The sequence below is a fragment of the Streptomyces sp. NPDC013457 genome (assembly GCF_043089925.1).
Classification (GTDB): domain Bacteria; phylum Actinomycetota; class Actinomycetes; order Streptomycetales; family Streptomycetaceae; genus Streptomyces.
This window is the reverse complement of the sequence record NZ_JBICBL010000005.1, coordinates 533,227-550,430: the sequence shown is the minus strand read 5'-3', so window position 1 is coordinate 550,430 and position 17,204 is coordinate 533,227. Positions and strand designations below refer to the sequence as shown.

Genomic DNA, 17,204 nt, shown 5'->3' with positions numbered 1-17,204 from the left:
GCGACCTGGCGACGGGGCGTGGCCCCGGGGCGCCCTAGAGCCCCGTCTCCCGCAGGGTGATGTTGAGCCGCCCGGTCAGCCCGAGGTCCGGATCGGCCGTGCCGGGAAGGACCTTGGGCACGCCGTGGTACGCGAGGCGCGAGGGCCCGCCGAAGACGAAGAGATCCCCGGACGACAACTCCACGTCCGTGTAGGGCTTCCCGCGGGTTTCGGTGTTCCCGAACCGGAACACGCAACGGTCGCCGAGGCTCAGCGACACCACCGGCGCACCGGACCGCTCCTCCTTGTCCTGGTGCAGCCCCATCTTCGCGCCCGCGCCCGCGTCGTAGAAGTTCACGAGAGCCGTGTCGGGCGCGAAGCCGCCGTCGTCCCCGTAGGCCTCGGCGACCGCCCGACGTCCCAACGACCCCAGCCAGTCGGGCAGTTCGAGATCGACCGTTTCCAGGTAGCGGTACGGGACCCAGCGCCGCCCCAGGCAGAGCGAGCGCACCGACATCACCCCGCCGCCCGGCAGCACGGTGTGCCGGTACGGGACGGGCCCGCGCCCCCACTCCCGGCAGGCGGCCACCAACTCCCGCTGCCGTTCCGGGGGAAGCCATCCGGGGACGTGCACGGCGCCGGGGGCGATCTCCGCCCGCTCACGCGGAAAGAGCGCGTCCATCACACGGCCCGCTCCAGGCCGAGCAGCCGCTCCTTGCGCTCCAGGCCGGCCGCGTACCCGCGCAGACTGCCGTCCGCGCCGATGACGCGGTGACAGGGCCTCACGACGAGCAGCGGGTTGCGCCCGATCGCGGTTCCGACGGCCCGCACCCCGGCCCCGGAGGACCCGACCGTCCGGGCGATGTCCCCGTACGAGACGGTGGCGCCGTACGGGATCTCCTCCAGAGCACTCCAGACGCGCCGCTGGAACTCCGTACCGCTCTCCGCGAACGGGACGTCGAACCGCTCCCGCCGGCCCGCGAAGTACTCGTCGAGCTGCCCGGCGATCTCCTCGAAGGCCTCGGGCGCGTGCCGCCAGCCGTCCTCGACGGCGGCACCGCCCTTCTGCCCGGGCAGCGACAGCGAGACCAGCGCGGTCCGCCCGCCGTCCTCGCCGCCCCGCCCGACGAGCAGCATCCGGCCCAGGGGCCCGTCGACGTACGCGTACACGGTCATGGCGGTTCCTCTCCTCGCGCTCACCACTCGCCCAGTGTGCGAGGCTCGCCCGCCCGAGGGCTGGCGGTATTCGGACACGCAGCTGGTGAGGACTACCGGTAGTTCACGAACTGGATCGCGAAGTCGAAGTCCTTGCCCTTGAGCAGCGCCTGCACGGCCTGCAGGTCGTCCCGGCTCTTCGAGCTGACCCGCAGCTCGTCGCCCTGGACCTGCGCCTTGACGCCCTTGGGGCCCTCGTCGCGGATGGCCTTCGCGACCTTCTTGGCGTTCTCCTGGGAGATGCCCTCCTCGATCGTGGCGAAGATCTTGTACTCCTTGCCGGAGAGCTGCGGCTCACCCGCGTCCAGGGACTTGAGCGAGATCCCGCGCTTGATCAGCTTGGTCTCGAAGATGTCGAGGATCGCCTTCACGCGCTCCTCGCCGTTCGCCTGCATGAGGATCTTCTCGCCCGACCAGGAGATCGAGGCGTCGGTGCCCTTGAAGTCGTAGCGCTGCGAGATCTCCTTCGCGGCCTGGTTGAGGGCGTTGTCGACCTCCTGCCGCTCGACCTTGGAGACGATGTCGAAACTGGAGTCGGCCATGACGTGTGGCTCCTTGTTCGGATGCGATGCGGTTGCGTGGCGTACGGCGCCAAGCCTAGTCATCGGATCGCGTCCGAACCGCTGATCAATCCGGTGGCGAAGCACCCCGGAGGATCAGGTATCGTTTACGTCGTTGCCACGGAGCACCGCCGAAAAGCGGCTCCCGGCAGCGACATCCCATGGCGGTGTGCCCGAGTGGCCAATGGGAGCGGACTGTAAATCCGTCGGCTTAGCCTACCCAGGTTCGAATCCTGGCGCCGCCACGCGATAAGAACGGCCCCTGATCAGCGGAAACGCTGATCAGGGGCCGTTCTGCTGTGCGTGGAGCGATGAGTTCCGGGGGCGTCGGGGGTCATACATGGCGAGACCGATGCCGAGGAGGGCTTCTGATGCGCAGCGTGACCTACGGGATGAACGTCTCGCTCGACGGCTACATCGTCGGGCCCGACGGGGGCTTCGACTGGGGCGGCCCCGACGCGGAGGTCTTCCGCTTCTGGATCGACGACATCCGGGAGGTCGGCGTCCATCTGATGGGCCGGCGGCTGTACGAGACGATGCTGTACTGGGAGACCGCCGACCAGGATGCCGAGCTCGACGACGCCGAGCGCGAGTGGATCTCGCTCTGGAATCCGCTTCCCAAGGTGGTGTTCTCCACCACGCTCTCCGAGGTGCAGGGCAACGCCCGCCTGGCTTCCGGGAGTGTCGCCGAGGAGATCGAGCGGCTGCGGGCCGAGCCGGGGGAGGGCGAGATCGCGATCGGCGGCGCGACCCTCGCCGCCCAGGCGGCCGCCGCCGGGCTGATCGACGAGTACCGGGCCATGGTCTACCCGGTGTTGGTCGGCGGCGGAATCCCGTTCTTCCCCCGGGACGAGCGCCGGGTGGACCTCGAACTCGTCGAGTCCCGCACCTTCGGGCCGAGAGTCGTCTACCTCCGCCACCGCGTGGTGCGGTAGCGGAGGGAGCCGGGTGAAGGGCTACTCGCCCGCCACCGCCTTCACCGCCACCGTCACCGGAGTTGAGCCGCTGATCAGCTCCAGCGTCAGGCCCGCCGTGCCCGGGGTGTCGAGGAGCTCGGACAGGACCGCCGCCACGTCGTCGCGGGGGATCGGGCCGCGGCCCGTCGAAGCCTGGAGGTGGACCAGGCCCGTGCCCGCGTCGTTCGTGAGCATGCCGGGGCGGAGGATCGTCCAGTCCAGGCCTCTGCGGGCGCGTACGGAGTCGTCCGCCGCGCCCTTGGCGCGCAGGTAGGCGTCGAAGACCTCGTCGCCCTCGTGGGCGGAGTCCGCGCCCATCGACGAGACGACGATGAACCGGCGTACGCCCGCCCGTTCAGCCGCGTCCGCGAAGAGCACCGCGGCCGCGCGGTCCACCGAGTCCTTGCGGTCCAGGCCGCTGCCCGGGCCCGCGCCGGCCGCGAAGACCGCCGCATCGGCGCCCTGCAGTGCCGCAGCGACCGTCTCGACCGTCGCCGACTCCAGGTCCAGGACGATCGGCTCAGCACCCGCCGCCCGCAGGTCGTCGGCCTGTTCGGGTCTGCGGATGAGCCCCGCCGGCTCGTGTCCCGCCGCCGAGAGCAGGCGCTCCAGGCGCAGGGCGATCTGACCGTGTCCTCCAGCGATGACAATGCGCATACTCACGACCGTACGACGGGACCGGCCGGAGGGCTTCCCGGCTCCGGGCGTTCCGGCCGGGCCTGGCGCGGCAGATCGAGCGCCGCCGCCGAGTCGCAGTACTCGCGGACCGCGCTCGTCCGGGCCACCACCCGCCCCCGGTGCACGACGATCCGGCTGTACGCGAGGGACAGCACGCCCGAGAGGCGTTCGCCGCGCACGGCGAGCAGTTCCGCGGGGAACCCGGCCTCCACCCGTACCTCGGTCAGCCCCATCGCGGTACGCGCCGCCGCGCTCACCGCCCCGTACGCGTCCTCCGCCGGGAGCCCGCCGAGCGAGGCCAGCAGATAAGCGGCCTCCAGCGGGTCCCCGCGCCCCACCGGGTTGGAGACGTCCCGCAGCGCTCCTCCGCCGGCCGCGAGCCGCACGCCCGCGGCCCGCAGCAGCCGGACCGGTGCCGTCCCGCGCCGCTCCGTCGCTCCGCAGCCGCCCTGAGGCAGGCAGACGACGGTCACGCCGGCCGCCGCCAGCTGGTCCGCGGCCCGCCGCGCCGCGTCCGACGGGAGCCGGGAGAGCCCCGCGCACGGGCCGATCGTCACCCCGGGCCGCAGTCCGCCCGCCATGGCCGCGAACCGGGCGAGCCGCGCCGGGTCGTCCGCGTCCGTGTGCAGGTCCACCGGGCAGCCCTGCTCGGCCGCCACCTCCAGGACCGCCTCCACGTACCCGGCCGGGTCGGGGTCGAGGTCCGGGCAGCCGCCCACCACGCTCGCGCCCATCTTCACCGCGTCCCGCAGCATCGCGAGGCCGTCCGCGCCCGCCGCGCCCGTCAGCAGCCGGGGCACCGCGACCGCGGTCAGGTCCACCAGGCCGCGCAGCGAGCGCCGGGCCTGGAGCACCGCCTCGAGCGGGCCGAGCCCGTGGACGTCCCCGATCCGGACGTGGGCGCGCTGTGCGGTGGCGCCGTGGCCGAGCTGGAGCAGCGCGGCCTCCGTGGCCCGCCGCTGGACCTCCTCGGGGGCGTACGAGACGGGGCCCGGGGTGTCGGCGCTGAGGGCGGTGTCGGCGTGGGCGTGCGGCTCGGCGGGCGCGGGGAGCAGCAGATAGCCGGCCAGGTCGACGCGGGCGCCGACGGCCGTCAGGCTGCCCGCGGTTCCGACGGCCTCGATCCGGCCGCCGCCGAGCCGGACGTCCACCGTCCGGCCGTCGGTGAGGCGGGCGTTGGAGAGCAGGAGCGAGGTGGAGTCGGCGGTGGCAGCGGACCGGTCCTCGGGCGGCGGCTGGGGCTGCTTGCTGTCGGCTGACATCGGGCTCCTCAAGGCTCCTCAAGTTCAAGCTCAAGATCAAGATCACGCAGCGTGGGGCCGAGCCTAGGGGCGGTCCGGCCGCCCTTCGAGGAGGAGCGCAATAGTCGTACTGATGAGGCCACGAGTGGCGTACCTGTGGCGCGCGAGTGGCCCACGGGGCGGGGGTGACAGGTCCGCGCGCGTGCCCCTCTGTGGGGCCTCGAAACGGATTTGGGCGATCGGCGGAGGAGCGTGTAATGTCTTCATCGCTCGCCCCAATAGCTCAGTCGGTAGAGCGTCTCCATGGTAAGGAGAAGGTCTACGGTTCGATTCCGTATTGGGGCTCTGGTGAGAAGGAACCCGCCTCCGGGCGGGAACCCGACCATCAAAGCGGTGTAGCTCAGTCGGTAGAGCAAGCGGCTCATAATCGCTGTGTCACCGGTTCAAGTCCGGTCACCGCTACAGACAGTAGCCGATTGTGGGGTCGGTCCTGCGATCGGCTACTCTTCTATGCGTTCATCCGTCCATCCGTCCGTCAAGGAGCACTCACGTGGCTGCCACCGACGTCCGCCCGAAGATCACGCTGGCCTGCGTGGAGTGCAAGGAGCGGAACTACATCACCAAGAAGAACCGGCGTAACAACCCGGACCGTCTTGAGATGAAGAAGCACTGCCCTCGCTGCAACTCGCACACTGCACACCGCGAGACGCGTTAATCAGGCTCGTACACGAGGCCGTCCCCGCCAGGGGGCGGCCTCGTGTCGTTTGTCGGCAACAAATCCAGGAGGTATCGAGTCCATGGCGCTCGACCAGTCCTTCGTGGGCCGGACCTATCCGCCCACCGCGCCCTACGAGGTCGGACGCGAGAAGATCCGCGAGTTCGCCGAGGCGATCGGCGACGCGAATCCCGCCTATGTCGATCAGGAAGCGGCGAAGACGCTCGGTCACCCCGATGTGATCGCTCCGCCGACGTTTGTGTTCGCGATCACGTTCAAGGCGGCCGGGCAGGTCGTCGAGGACCCGCAGCTGGGCCTGGACTACGACCGTGTCGTGCACGGCGACCAGAAGTTCGTGTACACCCGGCCGGTGCGGGCGGGGGACCGGCTCTCGGTCGTCTCGACCATCGAGGCGATCAAGACGATGGCCGGCAACGACATCCTGGACATCCGCGGCGAGGTCCACGACGAGACCGGCGAGCACGTCGTGACCGCCTGGACCAAGCTCGTCTCGCGCGCGCCCGAGGAGGCCTGAGTCATGGCAGCGAAGATCGCTTACGACGAGGTCGAGGTCGGCACCGAGCTGCCGGCGCAGTCCTTCCCCGTGACGCGCGCCACGCTGGTGCAGTACGCGGGCGCCTCCGGGGACTTCAACCCGATCCACTGGAACGAGAAGTTCGCCCGCGAGGTCGGCCTGCCGGACGTCATCGCGCACGGCATGTTCACCATGGCCGAGGCGATCCGGGTCGTGACCGACTGGGTCGGCGACCCGGCGGCCGTCGTCGAGTACGGCGTGCGGTTCACCAAGCCGGTGGTCGTGCCGAACGACGACGAGGGCGCGGTGATCGAGGTCGGCGCCAAGGTCGCGGCGAAGCTGGACGACGGGCTGGTCCGGGTGGACCTGCTCGCGAAGTCGGCCGGGCAGAAGGTCCTGGGCGTGTCCCGGGCCGTGGTCAGGCTCGCGTAGCCGATCCCGGGAGTGAGGGCCTCCGGGCCCTCGCCCCGGGCCGGGAGGCCGGGGGCCGGTCGGGTCTCCGGCTCGCGGGTGCCCGCCTCGGGCAGAGGGCCCGCCCCGGTGGGGCCGCGGGGCCGGGCTCCCAGCCCGTACCGGCTCGGAGCGGCGCCGGGGGGGGGCGGACCGCCCCCGGCCGTATCGCATTGCCTACGCAATGCGCCCCGTACTCTTGAGCGCGTGCAGGAACTCCACGACGCTCCCCTCGCCCCCCTGACCACCTTCCGGCTCGGCGGGCCCGCGGTCCGGCTTGTCACGGCCACCACCGATGACGAGGTGATCGCCGTCGTCCGTGAGGCGGACGCCGCCGGGACGCCGCTGCTCGTCGTCGGCGGCGGGTCCAATCTGGTCATCGGCGACAAGGGGTTCGACGGAACCGCGCTGCGCATCGCGACCAAGGGCTTCGCGCTCGACGGGACCACGCTGGAGCTCGCCGCCGGCGAGGTCTGGACCGACGCCGTCGCGCGGACCGTCGAGGCGGGGCTCGCCGGGATCGAGTGCCTCGCCGGGATCCCCGGCTCGGCCGGAGCGACGCCGATCCAGAACGTCGGCGCGTACGGCCAGGAGGTCTCCGCCACCATCACCGAGGTCGTCGCCTACGACCGCCGGGCCGACGAGACCGTCACCCTCGCCAACGCCGACTGCGCGTTCTCCTACCGTCACAGCCGCTTCAAGGCCGACCCGGAGCGCTACGTCGTGCTGCGCGTCCGCTTCGAGCTGGAGGACGCGGCGGGGCTCTCCGCGCCGGTCAAGTACGCGGAGACCGCCCGCGCCCTCGGCGTCGAGGCCGGTGACCGCGTCCCGCTCGCGCAGGCCCGGGAGACCGTCCTGAGGCTGCGCGCCGGGAAGGGCATGGTCCTGGACCCCCACGACCACGACACCTGGTCGGCCGGCTCCTTCTTCACCAACCCGATCCTCACGGCGGCCGAGTACGAGACCTTCCTCGCCCGCGTCGCCGAGCGGCTCGGCGACGACGTGACCCCGCCGGCCTTCCCCGCGGGCGCGGACGGCGACGTCAAGACGTCGGCCGCCTGGCTCATCGACAAGGCCGGCTTCACCAAGGGCTACGGCTCCGGCCCCGCCCGTATCTCCACCAAGCACACCCTCGCCCTCACCAACCGAGGCGAGGCCACCACGGAGGACCTCCTGGCGCTCGCCCGCGAGGTCGTCGCGGGCGTACGGGACGCGTTCGGGATCACGCTCGTCAACGAGCCGGTCACCGTGGGCGTCAGCATCTGAGCGGGTCCGTGGAACCCTCCGGGTTCCCCAGGTTGTCGAGTGGGTGACAGGCTCCCGGGAAGCGGGGCCGCACCGCTCGCCGAGGGGGAGTCGTGGAGGGGACGGGCCCACCGGAGCTCATCGAGCGCACCGAGCGCACCGAGTCCGCCGGCTTCGGGGAGTTCGCCGAGTCGGCGTACGCCTCGCTCCTGCGCACCGCCCGGCTCCTGACCGGCGACCCGCACGCCGCCGAGGACCTCGTCCAGGCGGCGCTGGTCAGGGTCTATCTGCGCTGGGGCGGCTCGGCGGGCTGGGAATCGCCCCAGGCGTACGCCCGGAAGGTCGTCGTCAACCTCTACGCGACCTGGCGCCGCCGCCGCTGGCACACCGAAGTCGTACGCCCCGCGCACGACGGAGTGCCCGCGCCGGGAAGCGACGACATGGCCGGCGGCGCCGACGCGCGCCTCGAACTGGCCCGTGCACTCGCCGCCCTGCCCCGCGCACAGCGCGCGGTGGTGGTGCTCCGCTTCTACGAGGACCTGTCCGTGGAACAGACGGCCGAGCTGCTCGGCTGCTCGCCCGGGACGGTCAAGAGCCGGACCAACAGGGCCCTGGCACGGCTGCGCGCCGCGGGCGCGCTCGCCGGTTACGCGGGAAGGGGCGTGTGATGGACGACTCCGACGCACTCCTGAGGCTGAGGCGTGGGCTGCGTGATCTCGCCGGCGGCGACCGGGGGGCCGGCGCCGGGCCCGCGCCCGTCGCCACCGTCGTGGCACGGGGACGGCGCATCCGGCACCTACGGCGCTCGCTCGCGGCGGGAGCGGCCACGCTCCTGGTCGCCGGCGGCTCCGTCCTCGTCGTCCGAGGGGAGGACGCTCCGGCTCCGCCCTCGGGCCCGACCGCGGGGCCGGTCACCCCCACCCGTCCGTACGACGGGAAGTACGCGCCCCAGCCCCCGTCCGGAGCCCACGACCCCCTGGACACCGGGCCGAGGCGGCCGGCCGAGGGCGTCCGCTACCGCTACGACCTCTCCGCCGTCTGCGACCTCCGGTACGCCGTCTTCGGCGGCCGGGTCTGGGAGCTGGCCGACGGCGGATCGTCGGTCGCGGTGCGGTGGGCGGACGACCGCATGCGGGGCTTCATGAGCTGGACGGACGGCGTGCGCTCCCGCTCGGAGCCGGACACGGCCGTCTTCGAGACGGAGACGCCCACCGCGCTGCCCGCACTCCGCTTCCGGCCGCTGGCCGGACCCGCGCCCGAGTGCCTCGGCGCGGAACCGGAGCGGCGGTACGGAGACGCCCCCGCCGCCACCCTCGGCCCCGAGCGCCCGGAGCGGAACGTCCGGTACCCGTACGACATGACCAAGGAGTGCGGGACGCGCTACGCGGTCTTCGCGGGCCGTCTGTGGCGCGCCCAGAGCGAGGGGCGGACGGAGACGCACGTCGACTGGGCGAACGAGCTTCCGCTGGCCGCCTTCATGACCCTGACCTCCGAGCGGACGGCGGTGCTGGAGTGGCCGGCCGGGGCCGAGGAGACCCCGAGGACGACCACGTACAGCCCGGTGGAGGCCCGCAGCGGCGACTGCGGATAGGTCCCCGCCGCGTGGCCCTCGCCCTTCAGTAGGCCACCCCCACGGCCTGCTTGACCGTGGCCGGGTCGGCGAGCGTCGCCAGCATGGCGTGGGCGACGTCCGCGCGGGCCAGGGTGCGGCCTCGGGGCGGGGTGCCGCCGACGACCGTGCGGTAGCGGCCGGTGACGGGCTTGTTCGTGAGCTTGGGCGGGCGTACGGACGTCCACTCCGTGGCGCTCGCCGCGAGCTCGCCCTCCATCACGCGCAGGTCCGCGTAGATGTCCTTGTACAGGGTGTTGATGATCGGGAGCACGGCCTTCTCGATGATCGACTGGCCGTCCGGGACGGGGCCGAGCGGGGCGGCGCTGACCACGACGAGGCGCCGGACGCCCTCGGCGTCCATGGCGGCGAGGACCGAGCGGGTGAGCTTCGCGGCGACGCCGGCGTCCGCGCGGGTGCGGGCGCCGAGACCGGAGAGGACCGCGTCCTTGCCGGCCACCGCCGCGCGCAGCGCCTCGGGGTCCGCCAGATCCGCGCGGTGGACCTCCAGGCGCTCGCCCGCGACTCCCGTGACGGCGAACCGCGCCGGGTCCCGTACGGCGGCCGTCACGTCGTGACCTTCGGCGAGGGCCTGGCGGACGATCTCCCGGCCGACTCCGCCGGTCGCTCCAAAGACGGTGAGCTTCATGTCACGCCTTCCTGAGGAGGGGTGGGTAAGTGTTTACTCACCCCTAGGGTGGGTGGGTACTCACTCACTCGTCAAGTGTGTTTGGAGCATGCGTGGAACAGAAGCCGACCCGGGTCCGGATCATCGACGCGGCCCACCGCCTCATGCGCACCGCGGGCCTGGCCCGCACCACGACGAAGGAGATCGCCAAGGAGGCGGGCTGCTCGGAGGCGGCGCTCTACAAGTACTTCCCGAGCAAGGAGGACCTGTTCGTCACCGTCCTCAACGAACGGCTGCCCCAGCTCGGCGGGCTCCTCGGCACCCTCGTCACCGACCCCGGCGGCCGCGGCGTCGAGGAGAACCTCACCGAGATCGCCCGCCAGGCCGCGCTCTTCTACGAGCAGACCTTCCCGATCGTCGCCTCGCTGTACGCCGAGCCGAGTCTCAAGCGGCGCCACGACGACATCCTGCGCGAACTCGGCGTCGGCCCGCACCGGCCGATCGAGGGGGTCGCCGCCTACCTTCACTCCGAGCAGCAGCACGGCCGCATCGGCCCCGCCGCGGACCCGCTCGCCGCCGCCTCACTGCTCCTGGGCGCCTGTGCCCAGCGCGCGTTCGCCTGGGAGATGACCGCCGACGGCCGGCCCCCGCAGGACGTCGACACCTTCGCGGCCTCCGTCGCCCGCACCCTCATGGCGGGCATCGCCCCCTAGGGGGCGAGAGACCCCCTAGGCGGCCGCCGGAACCGCCAGCCAGTCGTCGACGCCCGAGAGGAGCTTCTCGCGGACGTCCTCGGGCGCCGCCGAGCCGCGGATCGACTGGCGGGCCAGCTCGGCCAGCTCCACGTCCGTGAAGGCGTGGTGCCGGCGGGCGATCTCGTACTGCGCCGCGAGCCGCGACCCGAAGAGCAGCGGGTCGTCCGCGCCCAGAGCCATCGGGACGCCGGCCTCGAAGAGCGCGCGCAGCGGGACGTCCTCGTGCTTCTCGTAGACCCCCAGCGCCACGTTCGACGCCGGGCAGACCTCGCAGGTCACGCCCTTCTCGGCGAGCTTGCGCAGCACCCGGGGGTCCTCCGCCGCCCGTACCCCGTGGCCGATCCGGGCCGCACGGAGGTCGTCCAGGCAGTCCCGTACCGACGCCGGACCCGTCAGCTCACCGCCGTGCGGGGCCGCGAGCAGACCGCCCTCGCGGGCGATGGCGAAGGCGCGGTCGAAGTCGCGGGCCATGCCGCGGCGCTCGTCGTTGGAGAGCCCGAAGCCGACCACGCCCCGCTCCGCGTACCGCACCGCGAGCCGGGCGAGCGTACGGGCCTCCAGCGGGTGCTTCATCCGGTTCGCCGCCACCAGGACCCGCATCCCGAGCCCCGTCTCGTGCACGGCCGCGTCGACCGCGTCGAGGATGATCTCCATCGCCGGGATCAGTCCGCCGAGCAGCGGGGCGTACGAGGTCGGGTCGACCTGGATCTCCAGCCACCCCGAGCCGTCCCGCACGTCCTCCTGGGCCGCCTCGCGCACCAGACGGTGGATGTCCTCGGGCTCCCGCAGGCAGGAGCGGGCGATGTCGTAGAGCCGCTGGAAGCGGAACCAGCCGCGCTCGTCGGTGGCCCGCAGCTTCGGCGGTGTGCCGCTGCTCAGCGCCTCCGGGAGATGGACGCCGTACTTGTCCGCCAGCTCGATGAGCGTGGTGGACCGCATCGAGCCGGTGAAGTGCAGATGCAGATGCGCCTTCGGCAGCAGGCTGATGTCGCGGACGGCCTGACCGGAAGGGCGCTCGGAAACGTACGGGGAAACGTGCTCGGAAACGTGCTCCATTGAAGGATCTTGCCGCACCCGAATGGCCGAACACAGCCCCTTTCCCCGATCGGGACCTTGCTAGAACGTAAAAACGGGCCCCCGGTTCCGGAGAACCAGGGGCCCGTGGGGGGGAGCGCGGGACTAGGCGCGCGCCTCCGCCAGCAGCTTCTGGATCCGGGACACGCCCTCCACCAGGTCCTCGTCGCCAAGCGCGTACGAGAGCCGCAGGTAGCCGGGGGTGCCGAAGGCCTCGCCCGGGACGACCGCGACCTCGGCCTCGTCCAGGATCAGCGCGGCCAGCTCGACCGAGTCCTGCGGGCGCTTGCCGCGGATCTCCTTGCCGAGCAGCCCCTTCACCGACGGGTACACGTAGAACGCGCCCTCGGGGGTCGGGCAGAGGACGCCCTCGATCTCGTTGAGCATCCGCACGATGGTCTGGCGGCGCCGGTCGAAGGCGCGGCCCATCTCCGCGACGGCGTCCAGGTTGCCCGAGACGGCGGCGAGGGCGGCCACCTGCGCCACGTTGCTCACGTTGGACGTGGCGTGCGACTGCAGGTTCGTCGCGGCCTTCACGACGTCCTTCGGGCCGATGATCCACCCCACGCGCCAGCCGGTCATCGCGTACGTCTTGGCGACGCCGTTGACGACGATGCACTTGTCGCGCAGCTCGGGCATGACCGACGGCAGGGAGACGGCGGAGGCCCCGCCGTAGACCAGGTGCTCGTAGATCTCGTCCGTCAGCACCCACAGGCCGTGCTCGACGGCCCAGCGGCCGATGGCCTCGGTCTCGGCCTCGCTGTAGACGGCGCCGGTCGGGTTCGACGGGGAGACGAAGAGGACGACCTTGGTCTTCTCCGTGCGCGCCGCCTCCAGCTGCTCCACCGAGACGCGGTAGCCGGTGGTCTCGTCGGCGACGACCTCGACCGGGACACCGCCCGCGAGCCGGATCGACTCCGGGTACGTCGTCCAGTACGGGGCCGGGACGATGACCTCGTCACCCGGGTCGAGGATCGCGGCGAACGCCTCGTAGATCGCCTGCTTGCCGCCGTTGGTCACCAGGACCTGGGAGGCGTCGACCTCGTAGCCGGAGTCGCGCAGGGTCTTCGCGGCGATCGCGGCCTTCAGCTCGGGCAGACCGCCGGCCGGCGTGTAGCGGTGGTACTTCGGGTTCTTGCACGCCTCGACGGCGGCTTCGACGATGTAGTCAGGCGTCGGGAAGTCGGGCTCACCCGCGCCGAACCCGATCACCGGGCGCCCGGCGGCCTTGAGGGCCTTTGCCTTGGCGTCGACGGCGAGGGTCGCGGACTCGGAGATCGCACCGACGCGGGCGGAGACCCGGCGCTCGGTCGGAGGGGTAGCAGCGCTCATACGGCCATGCTCCCAGACCGCCTTTCCGTCCGGCACACAGGTTTCAGGGTGCGGACAGGACCGGTCATTCCCGGTCGTCCGACGGCCCGTGAGCGCTCCGACGTGCTTTCTGTTCGACGCGGCGCTCATGAACACGTACACTCACTGCTCGTTGGCCCTCACCGACCACATCTCACGATGCGGTAGGTTGGGGAAGCCACAAAGGGTCGTAGCTCAATTGGTAGAGCACCGGTCTCCAAAACCGGCGGTTGGGGGTTCAAGTCCCTCCGGCCCTGCTACACACACCGCCAGGATGTGTGCGCATGTACGTACTTCGATGCACCGCCGTGCGGATCCACCCGGCACGGCACTGCCATGACCCGGGATCAGGTGAGAAGCGTGACGGACGCCGTGGGCTCCATCGACATGCCTGATGCCGAGGACGAGGCTCCGGACTCGAAGAAGAAGGCCCGTAAGGGCGGCAAGCGCGGGAAGAAGGGCCCCCTGGGCCGTCTCGCGCTCTTCTACCGCCAGATCGTCGCGGAGCTTCGCAAGGTCGTCTGGCCCACTCGCAGCCAGCTGACGACGTACACCACGGTAGTGATTGTCTTCGTTGTCATCATGATCGGCCTCGTGACCGTGATTGACTATGGCTTCCAGGAAGCAGTCAAGTACGTCTTCGGCTGACTTCTTGTTCCACCCCATCTGTAGCCAGGAAGAAGCAGCCACCGTGTCTGACCCGAACCTGAACGAGTCTGTTTCCGAGGACGAGCTCGACATCCTCGAGGCGGCCGACGAGGACCAGGCCGAGGCTGCTGACGCCGCTGCGGGCGAGGCTGCCGAAGAGGCCGCCCTCTCCGTCGAGGACGACTCCGAGGAGTCGGACACCGAGGTCGAGGACGAGTCCGACGTCGAGGACGACACCGACGCCGAGGACGACACCGACGCCGAGGGCGAGTCCGACGAGGACGTCGAGGCCGAGGCCGAGCTGGAAGAGGCCGAGGAGGCCGAGGAGGAGCCCGCCGCTCCCGTCGACCCGATCCAGGCCCTCCGCGACGAGCTCCGCGGCCTGCCCGGCGAGTGGTACGTGATCCACACCTACGCGGGCTACGAGAAGCGCGTGAAGGCCAACCTCGAGCAGCGTGCCGTCTCGCTGAACGTCGAGGAGTTCATCTACCAGGCCGAGGTGCCCGAGGAAGAGATCGTCCAGATCAAGAACGGCGAGCGCAAGAACGTCCGGCAGAACAAGCTGCCCGGCTACGTGCTCGTCCGCATGGATCTGACGAACGAGTCCTGGGGCGTCGTCCGCAACACCCCCGGCGTCACCGGCTTCGTGGGCAACGCCTACGACCCGTACCCGCTGACCCTGGACGAGATCGTCAAGATGCTCGCCCCGGAGGCCGAGGAGAAGGCCGCCCGCGAGGCCGCCGAGGCCGAGGGCAAGCCGGCTCCGGCCCGCAAGGTCACCGTCGAGGTCCTGGACTTCGAGGTGGGCGACTCGGTCACCGTCACCGACGGCCCCTTCGCCACCCTCCAGGCCACGATCAACGAGATCAACGCCGACTCGAAGAAGGTCAAGGGCCTCGTCGAGATCTTCGGTCGCGAGACCCCGGTCGAGCTCAGCTTCGACCAGATCCAGAAGAACTGACGCTCACAGGTTTCCGACCAGGTCAGAGTGGCTCTCGCAGCCGCTCTGACCTGCTCGGTTTTTAGCCGCACGTCTATACCCGTTATCGTGGTGCGGTATGCCTCCATCCGGATGACCGGATCGGCGGCTGAACACTCTCACTAGGACCCGGAGAGAGCAATGCCTCCCAAGAAGAAGAAGGTCACGGGGCTTATCAAGCTCCAGATCAACGCTGGTGCGGCCAACCCGGCCCCGCCGGTCGGTCCCGCGCTGGGCCAGCACGGCGTCAACATCATGGAGTTCTGCAAGGCCTACAACGCCGCGACCGAGTCGCAGCGTGGCATGGTCGTGCCGGTGGAGATCACGGTCTACGAAGACCGCAGCTTCACCTTCATCACCAAGACTCCGCCGGCCGCCAAGCTGATCCTCAAGGCCGCGGGTGTGGACAAGGGCTCCGGCGAGCCGCACAAGACCAAGGTCGCGAAGCTCACGGCCGCTCAGGTCCGCGAGATCGCCACGGTCAAGCTCCCCGACCTCAACGCCAACGACCTCGACGCCGCGTCGAAGATCATCGCCGGCACCGCCCGTTCCATGGGCATCACGGTCGAGGGCTGATCAGCCCCCTTGTGACCTCAGTGGTAGGGCCAGCGCCGGCCCGCACCACGACTCCACACACCTGCCACGCGGCGGATGCCGCATGGTGTTACTGCACAGGAGAAGCAGTGAAGCGCAGCAAGGCACTCCGCGCCGCGGACGCCAAGATCGACCGGGAGCGCAACTACGCCCCCCTCGAGGCCGTCCGTCTGGCCAAGGACACCGCCGCCACCAAGTTCGACGGCACCGTCGAGGTCGCCTTCCGCCTGGGCGTCGACCCGCGCAAGGCCGACCAGATGGTCCGTGGCACCGTGAACCTCCCGCACGGCACCGGTAAGACCGCCCGGGTCCTGGTCTTCGCGACCGGTGACCGTGCCGAGGCCGCGATCGCCGCGGGCGCCGACATCGTCGGCTCCGACGAGCTCATCGACGAGATCTCCAAGGGCAACCGCCTCAACGAGTTCGACGCCGTTGTGGCCACCCCGGACCTCATGGGCAAGGTCGGCCGCCTCGGCCGCGTCCTCGGCCCGCGTGGTCTCATGCCGAACCCGAAGACCGGCACCGTCACCCCCGATGTCGCGAAGGCTGTCAACGACATCAAGGGCGGCAAGATCGAGTTCCGCGTCGACAAGCACTCGAACCTGCACTTCATCATCGGCAAGGTCTCCTTCGACGAGACGAAGCTGGTCGAGAACTACGCCGCGGCTCTGGAGGAGATCCTCCGTCTGAAGCCGTCCGCCGCCAAGGGCCGCTACATCAAGAAGGCGACCCTGACGACGACGATGGGCCCCGGCATCCCGCTGGACTCCAACCGCACCCGCAACCTCCTCGTCGAGGAGGACCCGGCCGCGGTCTGAGCCCACACGGCTCACTGAGTGGTCAGCCGGCCCCCGGCCCCTCTTCGGAGGGGCCGGGGGCCGGCTTTCTTCGTACGGAGCCGAACGGGGTCGTACGGGGTTGTACGGGTCGCACGGACCGAACGGGGTCGTACGGGGTTGTACTGGGTCGCACGGGGTCGTACGGAGCCGTGCCGAGCCGTCCCGCAGGCTGTCAGGCGGCCCCAGGGGGCTCGGTAGCGCCCCGGAGCCCCCGCCAGGCAGTCGGCGAGGCCCTCGCGGGGCACGGCGAGGGCTGAGCCGTACGGGCGGATTTGCTCCGCGCCGCAGGCGTCACGTACTCTTCCGGAGAAGCCAAAGACCGCTGGTCGTTGCCGTGCTCCTGTGAGGGGTCCGGTGGCCGAAGGATTCGCTGAGATGCGAACGACCCGCGCAGGTGATCGTGGAAGAGTTCCCGGATGTGATTCGGTCGAGCTGAGCCCCGTGCGCCTGCGCCGGGGCCGTTTTGTTTGATCAGCCCCTTCTGAGCGGTCCTCATCACCCGGAAGGAGGCCGACGCTCTATGGCAAGGCCCGACAAGGCTGCCGCGGTAGCCGAGCTTGAGGACAAGTTCCGCAGCTCGAACGCCGTCGTGCTGACCTCGTACACGGGGCTCACCGTGGCGCAGCTCAAGACGCTGCGTCGTTCGCTCGGTGAGAACGCCCAGTACGCCGTGGTGAAGAACACGCTGACCAAGATTGCGGCCAACCAGGCCGGGATCGCGTCGCTCGACGACCAGCTCGCTGGTTCGACCGCGGCCGCCTTCGTCACCGGTGACCCGGTGGAGTCGGCGAAGGCTCTGCGTGACTTCGCCAAGGACAACCCGAACCTCGTCATCAAGGGCGGTGTCCTTGATGGCAAGGCGCTGACCGCCGACGAGTTCAAGAAGCTTGCGGACCTCGAGTCCCGCGAGGTTCTGCTCAGCAAGCTGGCCGGTGCCTTCAAGGGCAAGCAGTCCCAGACTGCTTCGCTCCTCCAGGCGCTGCCGTCGAAGTTCGTCCGCACCGCGGAGGCGCTTCGCGTCAAGCTCGCCGAGCAGGGCGGTGCCGAGTAATTCGGCTCGCGCACTGATCGCCGCCCGCTAGGGCGACGGTCGCAGCGGGCCGAAAGTACGCCCGCCTCTACATACATCCGGCACCTGCCGAATTAGTGGAAGG

The 17,204-nt window shown here is 70.8% G+C and carries 21 protein-coding genes and 4 tRNA genes; 17 read left to right on the top strand and 8 right to left on the bottom strand.

The genetic code is table 11. From position 1 onward, the window contains the following. Window positions 1-34 precede the first annotated feature (34 nt). The 3 genes from ACF1G2_RS17160 to ACF1G2_RS17150 form a co-directional block, all read right to left on the bottom strand. On the bottom strand, window positions 35-661 hold the full coding sequence (locus ACF1G2_RS17160) for an alpha-ketoglutarate-dependent dioxygenase AlkB family protein (RefSeq protein WP_391799009.1): 627 nt from the start codon (window positions 659-661) through the stop codon (window positions 35-37). Continuing rightward, window positions 661-1,155, bottom strand: coding sequence for a methylated-DNA--[protein]-cysteine S-methyltransferase (locus ACF1G2_RS17155; protein WP_391799008.1), 495 nt, complete (start codon window positions 1,153-1,155; stop codon window positions 661-663). Before ACF1G2_RS17155 ends, ACF1G2_RS17160 begins: the two co-directional genes overlap by 1 nt. A 92-nt stretch (window positions 1,156-1,247) precedes the next feature. Beyond that, window positions 1,248-1,736, bottom strand: coding sequence for a YajQ family cyclic di-GMP-binding protein (locus ACF1G2_RS17150; protein WP_147980723.1), 489 nt, complete (start codon window positions 1,734-1,736; stop codon window positions 1,248-1,250). Between the two features lie 181 nt (window positions 1,737-1,917). Between ACF1G2_RS17150 and ACF1G2_RS17145 the strand changes: the two genes are divergently transcribed. Further along, window positions 1,918-1,999, top strand: a tRNA-Tyr gene (locus tag ACF1G2_RS17145). Window positions 2,000-2,125: 126 nt separating this feature from the next. Then, window positions 2,126-2,689 (top strand): dihydrofolate reductase family protein, encoded by a 564-nt coding sequence (locus tag ACF1G2_RS17140; RefSeq protein ID WP_391799007.1) that lies wholly within the window; start codon window positions 2,126-2,128, stop codon window positions 2,687-2,689. Window positions 2,690-2,710: 21 nt separating this feature from the next. Here ACF1G2_RS17140 and ACF1G2_RS17135 read toward each other — a convergent pair whose 3' ends face one another. Together ACF1G2_RS17135 and ACF1G2_RS17130 are read right to left on the bottom strand one after the other, a co-directional pair. Further along, window positions 2,711-3,367: an NAD(P)H-binding protein gene (locus tag ACF1G2_RS17135; protein ID WP_391799006.1), complete on the bottom strand. Its 657-nt coding sequence runs from the start codon at window positions 3,365-3,367 to the stop codon at window positions 2,711-2,713. 2 nt (window positions 3,368-3,369) lie between these two features. Continuing rightward, the gene (locus ACF1G2_RS17130; protein ID WP_391799005.1) at window positions 3,370-4,650 is read right to left on the bottom strand and encodes an amidohydrolase family protein; all 1,281 of its coding nucleotides are present in this window, start codon (window positions 4,648-4,650) and stop codon (window positions 3,370-3,372) included. 251 nt (window positions 4,651-4,901) lie between these two features. Between ACF1G2_RS17130 and ACF1G2_RS17125 the strand changes: the two genes are divergently transcribed. The 8 genes from ACF1G2_RS17125 (at window position 4,902) to ACF1G2_RS17090 (ending at window position 9,165) form a co-directional block, all read left to right on the top strand. Beyond that, window positions 4,902-4,974 (top strand) — tRNA-Thr (locus ACF1G2_RS17125). 44 nt (window positions 4,975-5,018) lie between these two features. After that, window positions 5,019-5,091, top strand: a tRNA-Met gene (locus ACF1G2_RS17120). Between the two features lie 88 nt (window positions 5,092-5,179). After that, window positions 5,180-5,344: a 50S ribosomal protein L33 gene (gene rpmG, locus ACF1G2_RS17115; RefSeq protein WP_003956487.1), complete on the top strand. Its 165-nt coding sequence runs from the start codon at window positions 5,180-5,182 to the stop codon at window positions 5,342-5,344. Between the two features lie 82 nt (window positions 5,345-5,426). Then, complete coding sequence (locus ACF1G2_RS17110) at window positions 5,427-5,879, top strand: MaoC family dehydratase N-terminal domain-containing protein (protein ID WP_391799004.1); 453 nt, start codon at window positions 5,427-5,429, stop codon at window positions 5,877-5,879. Window positions 5,880-5,882: 3 nt separating this feature from the next. After that, window positions 5,883-6,311 (top strand): MaoC family dehydratase, encoded by a 429-nt coding sequence (locus tag ACF1G2_RS17105; RefSeq protein WP_383168442.1) that lies wholly within the window; start codon window positions 5,883-5,885, stop codon window positions 6,309-6,311. A 225-nt stretch (window positions 6,312-6,536) separates the two neighbouring features. Further along, window positions 6,537-7,595, top strand: coding sequence for a UDP-N-acetylmuramate dehydrogenase (locus tag ACF1G2_RS17100; RefSeq protein ID WP_391799003.1), 1,059 nt, complete (start codon window positions 6,537-6,539; stop codon window positions 7,593-7,595). A 92-nt stretch (window positions 7,596-7,687) separates the two neighbouring features. Further along, a complete protein-coding gene (locus ACF1G2_RS17095) occupies window positions 7,688-8,242 on the top strand; it encodes a SigE family RNA polymerase sigma factor (RefSeq protein WP_391799002.1) in 555 nt (184 codons plus the stop codon). Continuing rightward, window positions 8,242-9,165 carry a hypothetical protein gene (locus ACF1G2_RS17090; RefSeq protein WP_391799001.1) on the top strand — a complete coding sequence of 308 codons (924 nt, stop codon included), beginning with the start codon at window positions 8,242-8,244 and terminating at the stop codon, window positions 9,163-9,165. The genes ACF1G2_RS17095 and ACF1G2_RS17090 overlap by 1 nt, the downstream gene beginning before the upstream one ends. A 25-nt stretch (window positions 9,166-9,190) precedes the next feature. On the opposite strand, the gene ACF1G2_RS17085 is transcribed toward ACF1G2_RS17090, so the two are convergent. Further along, entirely contained in the window at window positions 9,191-9,832 is a 642-nt protein-coding gene (locus ACF1G2_RS17085) for an NAD(P)-dependent oxidoreductase (RefSeq protein WP_391799000.1), read from the bottom strand. Window positions 9,833-9,924: 92 nt separating this feature from the next. Here ACF1G2_RS17085 and ACF1G2_RS17080 point away from each other — a divergent pair, with 92 nt between their 5' ends. Beyond that, the gene (locus tag ACF1G2_RS17080; RefSeq protein WP_391798999.1) at window positions 9,925-10,524 is read left to right on the top strand and encodes a TetR/AcrR family transcriptional regulator; all 600 of its coding nucleotides are present in this window, start codon (window positions 9,925-9,927) and stop codon (window positions 10,522-10,524) included. 15 nt (window positions 10,525-10,539) lie between these two features. On the opposite strand, the gene ACF1G2_RS17075 is transcribed toward ACF1G2_RS17080, so the two are convergent. Both ACF1G2_RS17075 and ACF1G2_RS17070 read right to left on the bottom strand, forming a co-directional pair. Further along, the gene (locus ACF1G2_RS17075; protein WP_391798998.1) at window positions 10,540-11,622 is read right to left on the bottom strand and encodes an adenosine deaminase; all 1,083 of its coding nucleotides are present in this window, start codon (window positions 11,620-11,622) and stop codon (window positions 10,540-10,542) included. 123 nt (window positions 11,623-11,745) lie between these two features. After that, a complete protein-coding gene (locus ACF1G2_RS17070) occupies window positions 11,746-12,972 on the bottom strand; it encodes a pyridoxal phosphate-dependent aminotransferase (protein WP_391798997.1) in 1,227 nt (408 codons plus the stop codon). A 202-nt stretch (window positions 12,973-13,174) separates the two neighbouring features. Between ACF1G2_RS17070 and ACF1G2_RS17065 the strand changes: the two genes are divergently transcribed. The 6 genes from ACF1G2_RS17065 (at window position 13,175) to rplJ (ending at window position 17,101) form a co-directional block, all read left to right on the top strand. Beyond that, window positions 13,175-13,247: transfer RNA gene (locus ACF1G2_RS17065), tRNA-Trp, on the top strand. Window positions 13,248-13,350: 103 nt separating this feature from the next. Then, entirely contained in the window at window positions 13,351-13,638 is a 288-nt protein-coding gene (gene secE, locus ACF1G2_RS17060; protein WP_137993978.1) for a preprotein translocase subunit SecE, read from the top strand. Window positions 13,639-13,681: 43 nt separating this feature from the next. Then, complete coding sequence (gene nusG / locus ACF1G2_RS17055; RefSeq protein WP_391798996.1) at window positions 13,682-14,599, top strand: transcription termination/antitermination protein NusG; 918 nt, start codon at window positions 13,682-13,684, stop codon at window positions 14,597-14,599. Window positions 14,600-14,758: 159 nt separating this feature from the next. Then, window positions 14,759-15,193: a 50S ribosomal protein L11 gene (gene rplK / locus ACF1G2_RS17050; RefSeq protein WP_030318720.1), complete on the top strand. Its 435-nt coding sequence runs from the start codon at window positions 14,759-14,761 to the stop codon at window positions 15,191-15,193. Between the two features lie 107 nt (window positions 15,194-15,300). Beyond that, on the top strand, window positions 15,301-16,029 hold the full coding sequence (gene rplA / locus ACF1G2_RS17045; protein ID WP_331912610.1) for a 50S ribosomal protein L1: 729 nt from the start codon (window positions 15,301-15,303) through the stop codon (window positions 16,027-16,029). Between the two features lie 541 nt (window positions 16,030-16,570). Continuing rightward, window positions 16,571-17,101 carry a 50S ribosomal protein L10 gene (gene rplJ, locus ACF1G2_RS17040; protein ID WP_362362192.1) on the top strand — a complete coding sequence of 177 codons (531 nt, stop codon included), beginning with the start codon at window positions 16,571-16,573 and terminating at the stop codon, window positions 17,099-17,101. The last annotated feature ends 103 nt before the right edge of the window (window positions 17,102-17,204 follow it).

Excerpts from the sequence above, each read along its gene's own strand:
- ACF1G2_RS17075 (WP_391798998.1), bottom strand. The coding sequence starts at position 11,622 with ATGGAGCACGTTTCCGAGCACGTTTCCCCGTACGTTTCCGAGCGCCCT.
- ACF1G2_RS17110 (WP_391799004.1), top strand. The coding sequence starts at position 5,427 with ATGGCGCTCGACCAGTCCTTCGTGGGCCGGACCTATCCGCCCACCGCG.
- rplK (WP_030318720.1), top strand. The coding sequence starts at position 14,759 with ATGCCTCCCAAGAAGAAGAAGGTCACGGGGCTTATCAAGCTCCAGATC.
- ACF1G2_RS17140 (WP_391799007.1), top strand. The coding sequence starts at position 2,126 with ATGCGCAGCGTGACCTACGGGATGAACGTCTCGCTCGACGGCTACATC.
- ACF1G2_RS17150 (WP_147980723.1), bottom strand. The coding sequence starts at position 1,736 with ATGGCCGACTCCAGTTTCGACATCGTCTCCAAGGTCGAGCGGCAGGAG.
- ACF1G2_RS17090 (WP_391799001.1), top strand. The coding sequence starts at position 8,242 with ATGGACGACTCCGACGCACTCCTGAGGCTGAGGCGTGGGCTGCGTGAT.
- ACF1G2_RS17160 (WP_391799009.1), bottom strand. The coding sequence starts at position 661 with ATGGACGCGCTCTTTCCGCGTGAGCGGGCGGAGATCGCCCCCGGCGCC.
- ACF1G2_RS17070 (WP_391798997.1), bottom strand. The coding sequence starts at position 12,972 with ATGAGCGCTGCTACCCCTCCGACCGAGCGCCGGGTCTCCGCCCGCGTC.
- ACF1G2_RS17105 (WP_383168442.1), top strand. The coding sequence starts at position 5,883 with ATGGCAGCGAAGATCGCTTACGACGAGGTCGAGGTCGGCACCGAGCTG.
- ACF1G2_RS17085 (WP_391799000.1), bottom strand. The coding sequence starts at position 9,832 with ATGAAGCTCACCGTCTTTGGAGCGACCGGCGGAGTCGGCCGGGAGATC.
- ACF1G2_RS17130 (WP_391799005.1), bottom strand. The coding sequence starts at position 4,650 with ATGTCAGCCGACAGCAAGCAGCCCCAGCCGCCGCCCGAGGACCGGTCC.
- rplJ (WP_362362192.1), top strand. The coding sequence starts at position 16,571 with ATGGCAAGGCCCGACAAGGCTGCCGCGGTAGCCGAGCTTGAGGACAAG.
- ACF1G2_RS17155 (WP_391799008.1), bottom strand. The coding sequence starts at position 1,155 with ATGACCGTGTACGCGTACGTCGACGGGCCCCTGGGCCGGATGCTGCTC.
- ACF1G2_RS17135 (WP_391799006.1), bottom strand. The coding sequence starts at position 3,367 with ATGCGCATTGTCATCGCTGGAGGACACGGTCAGATCGCCCTGCGCCTG.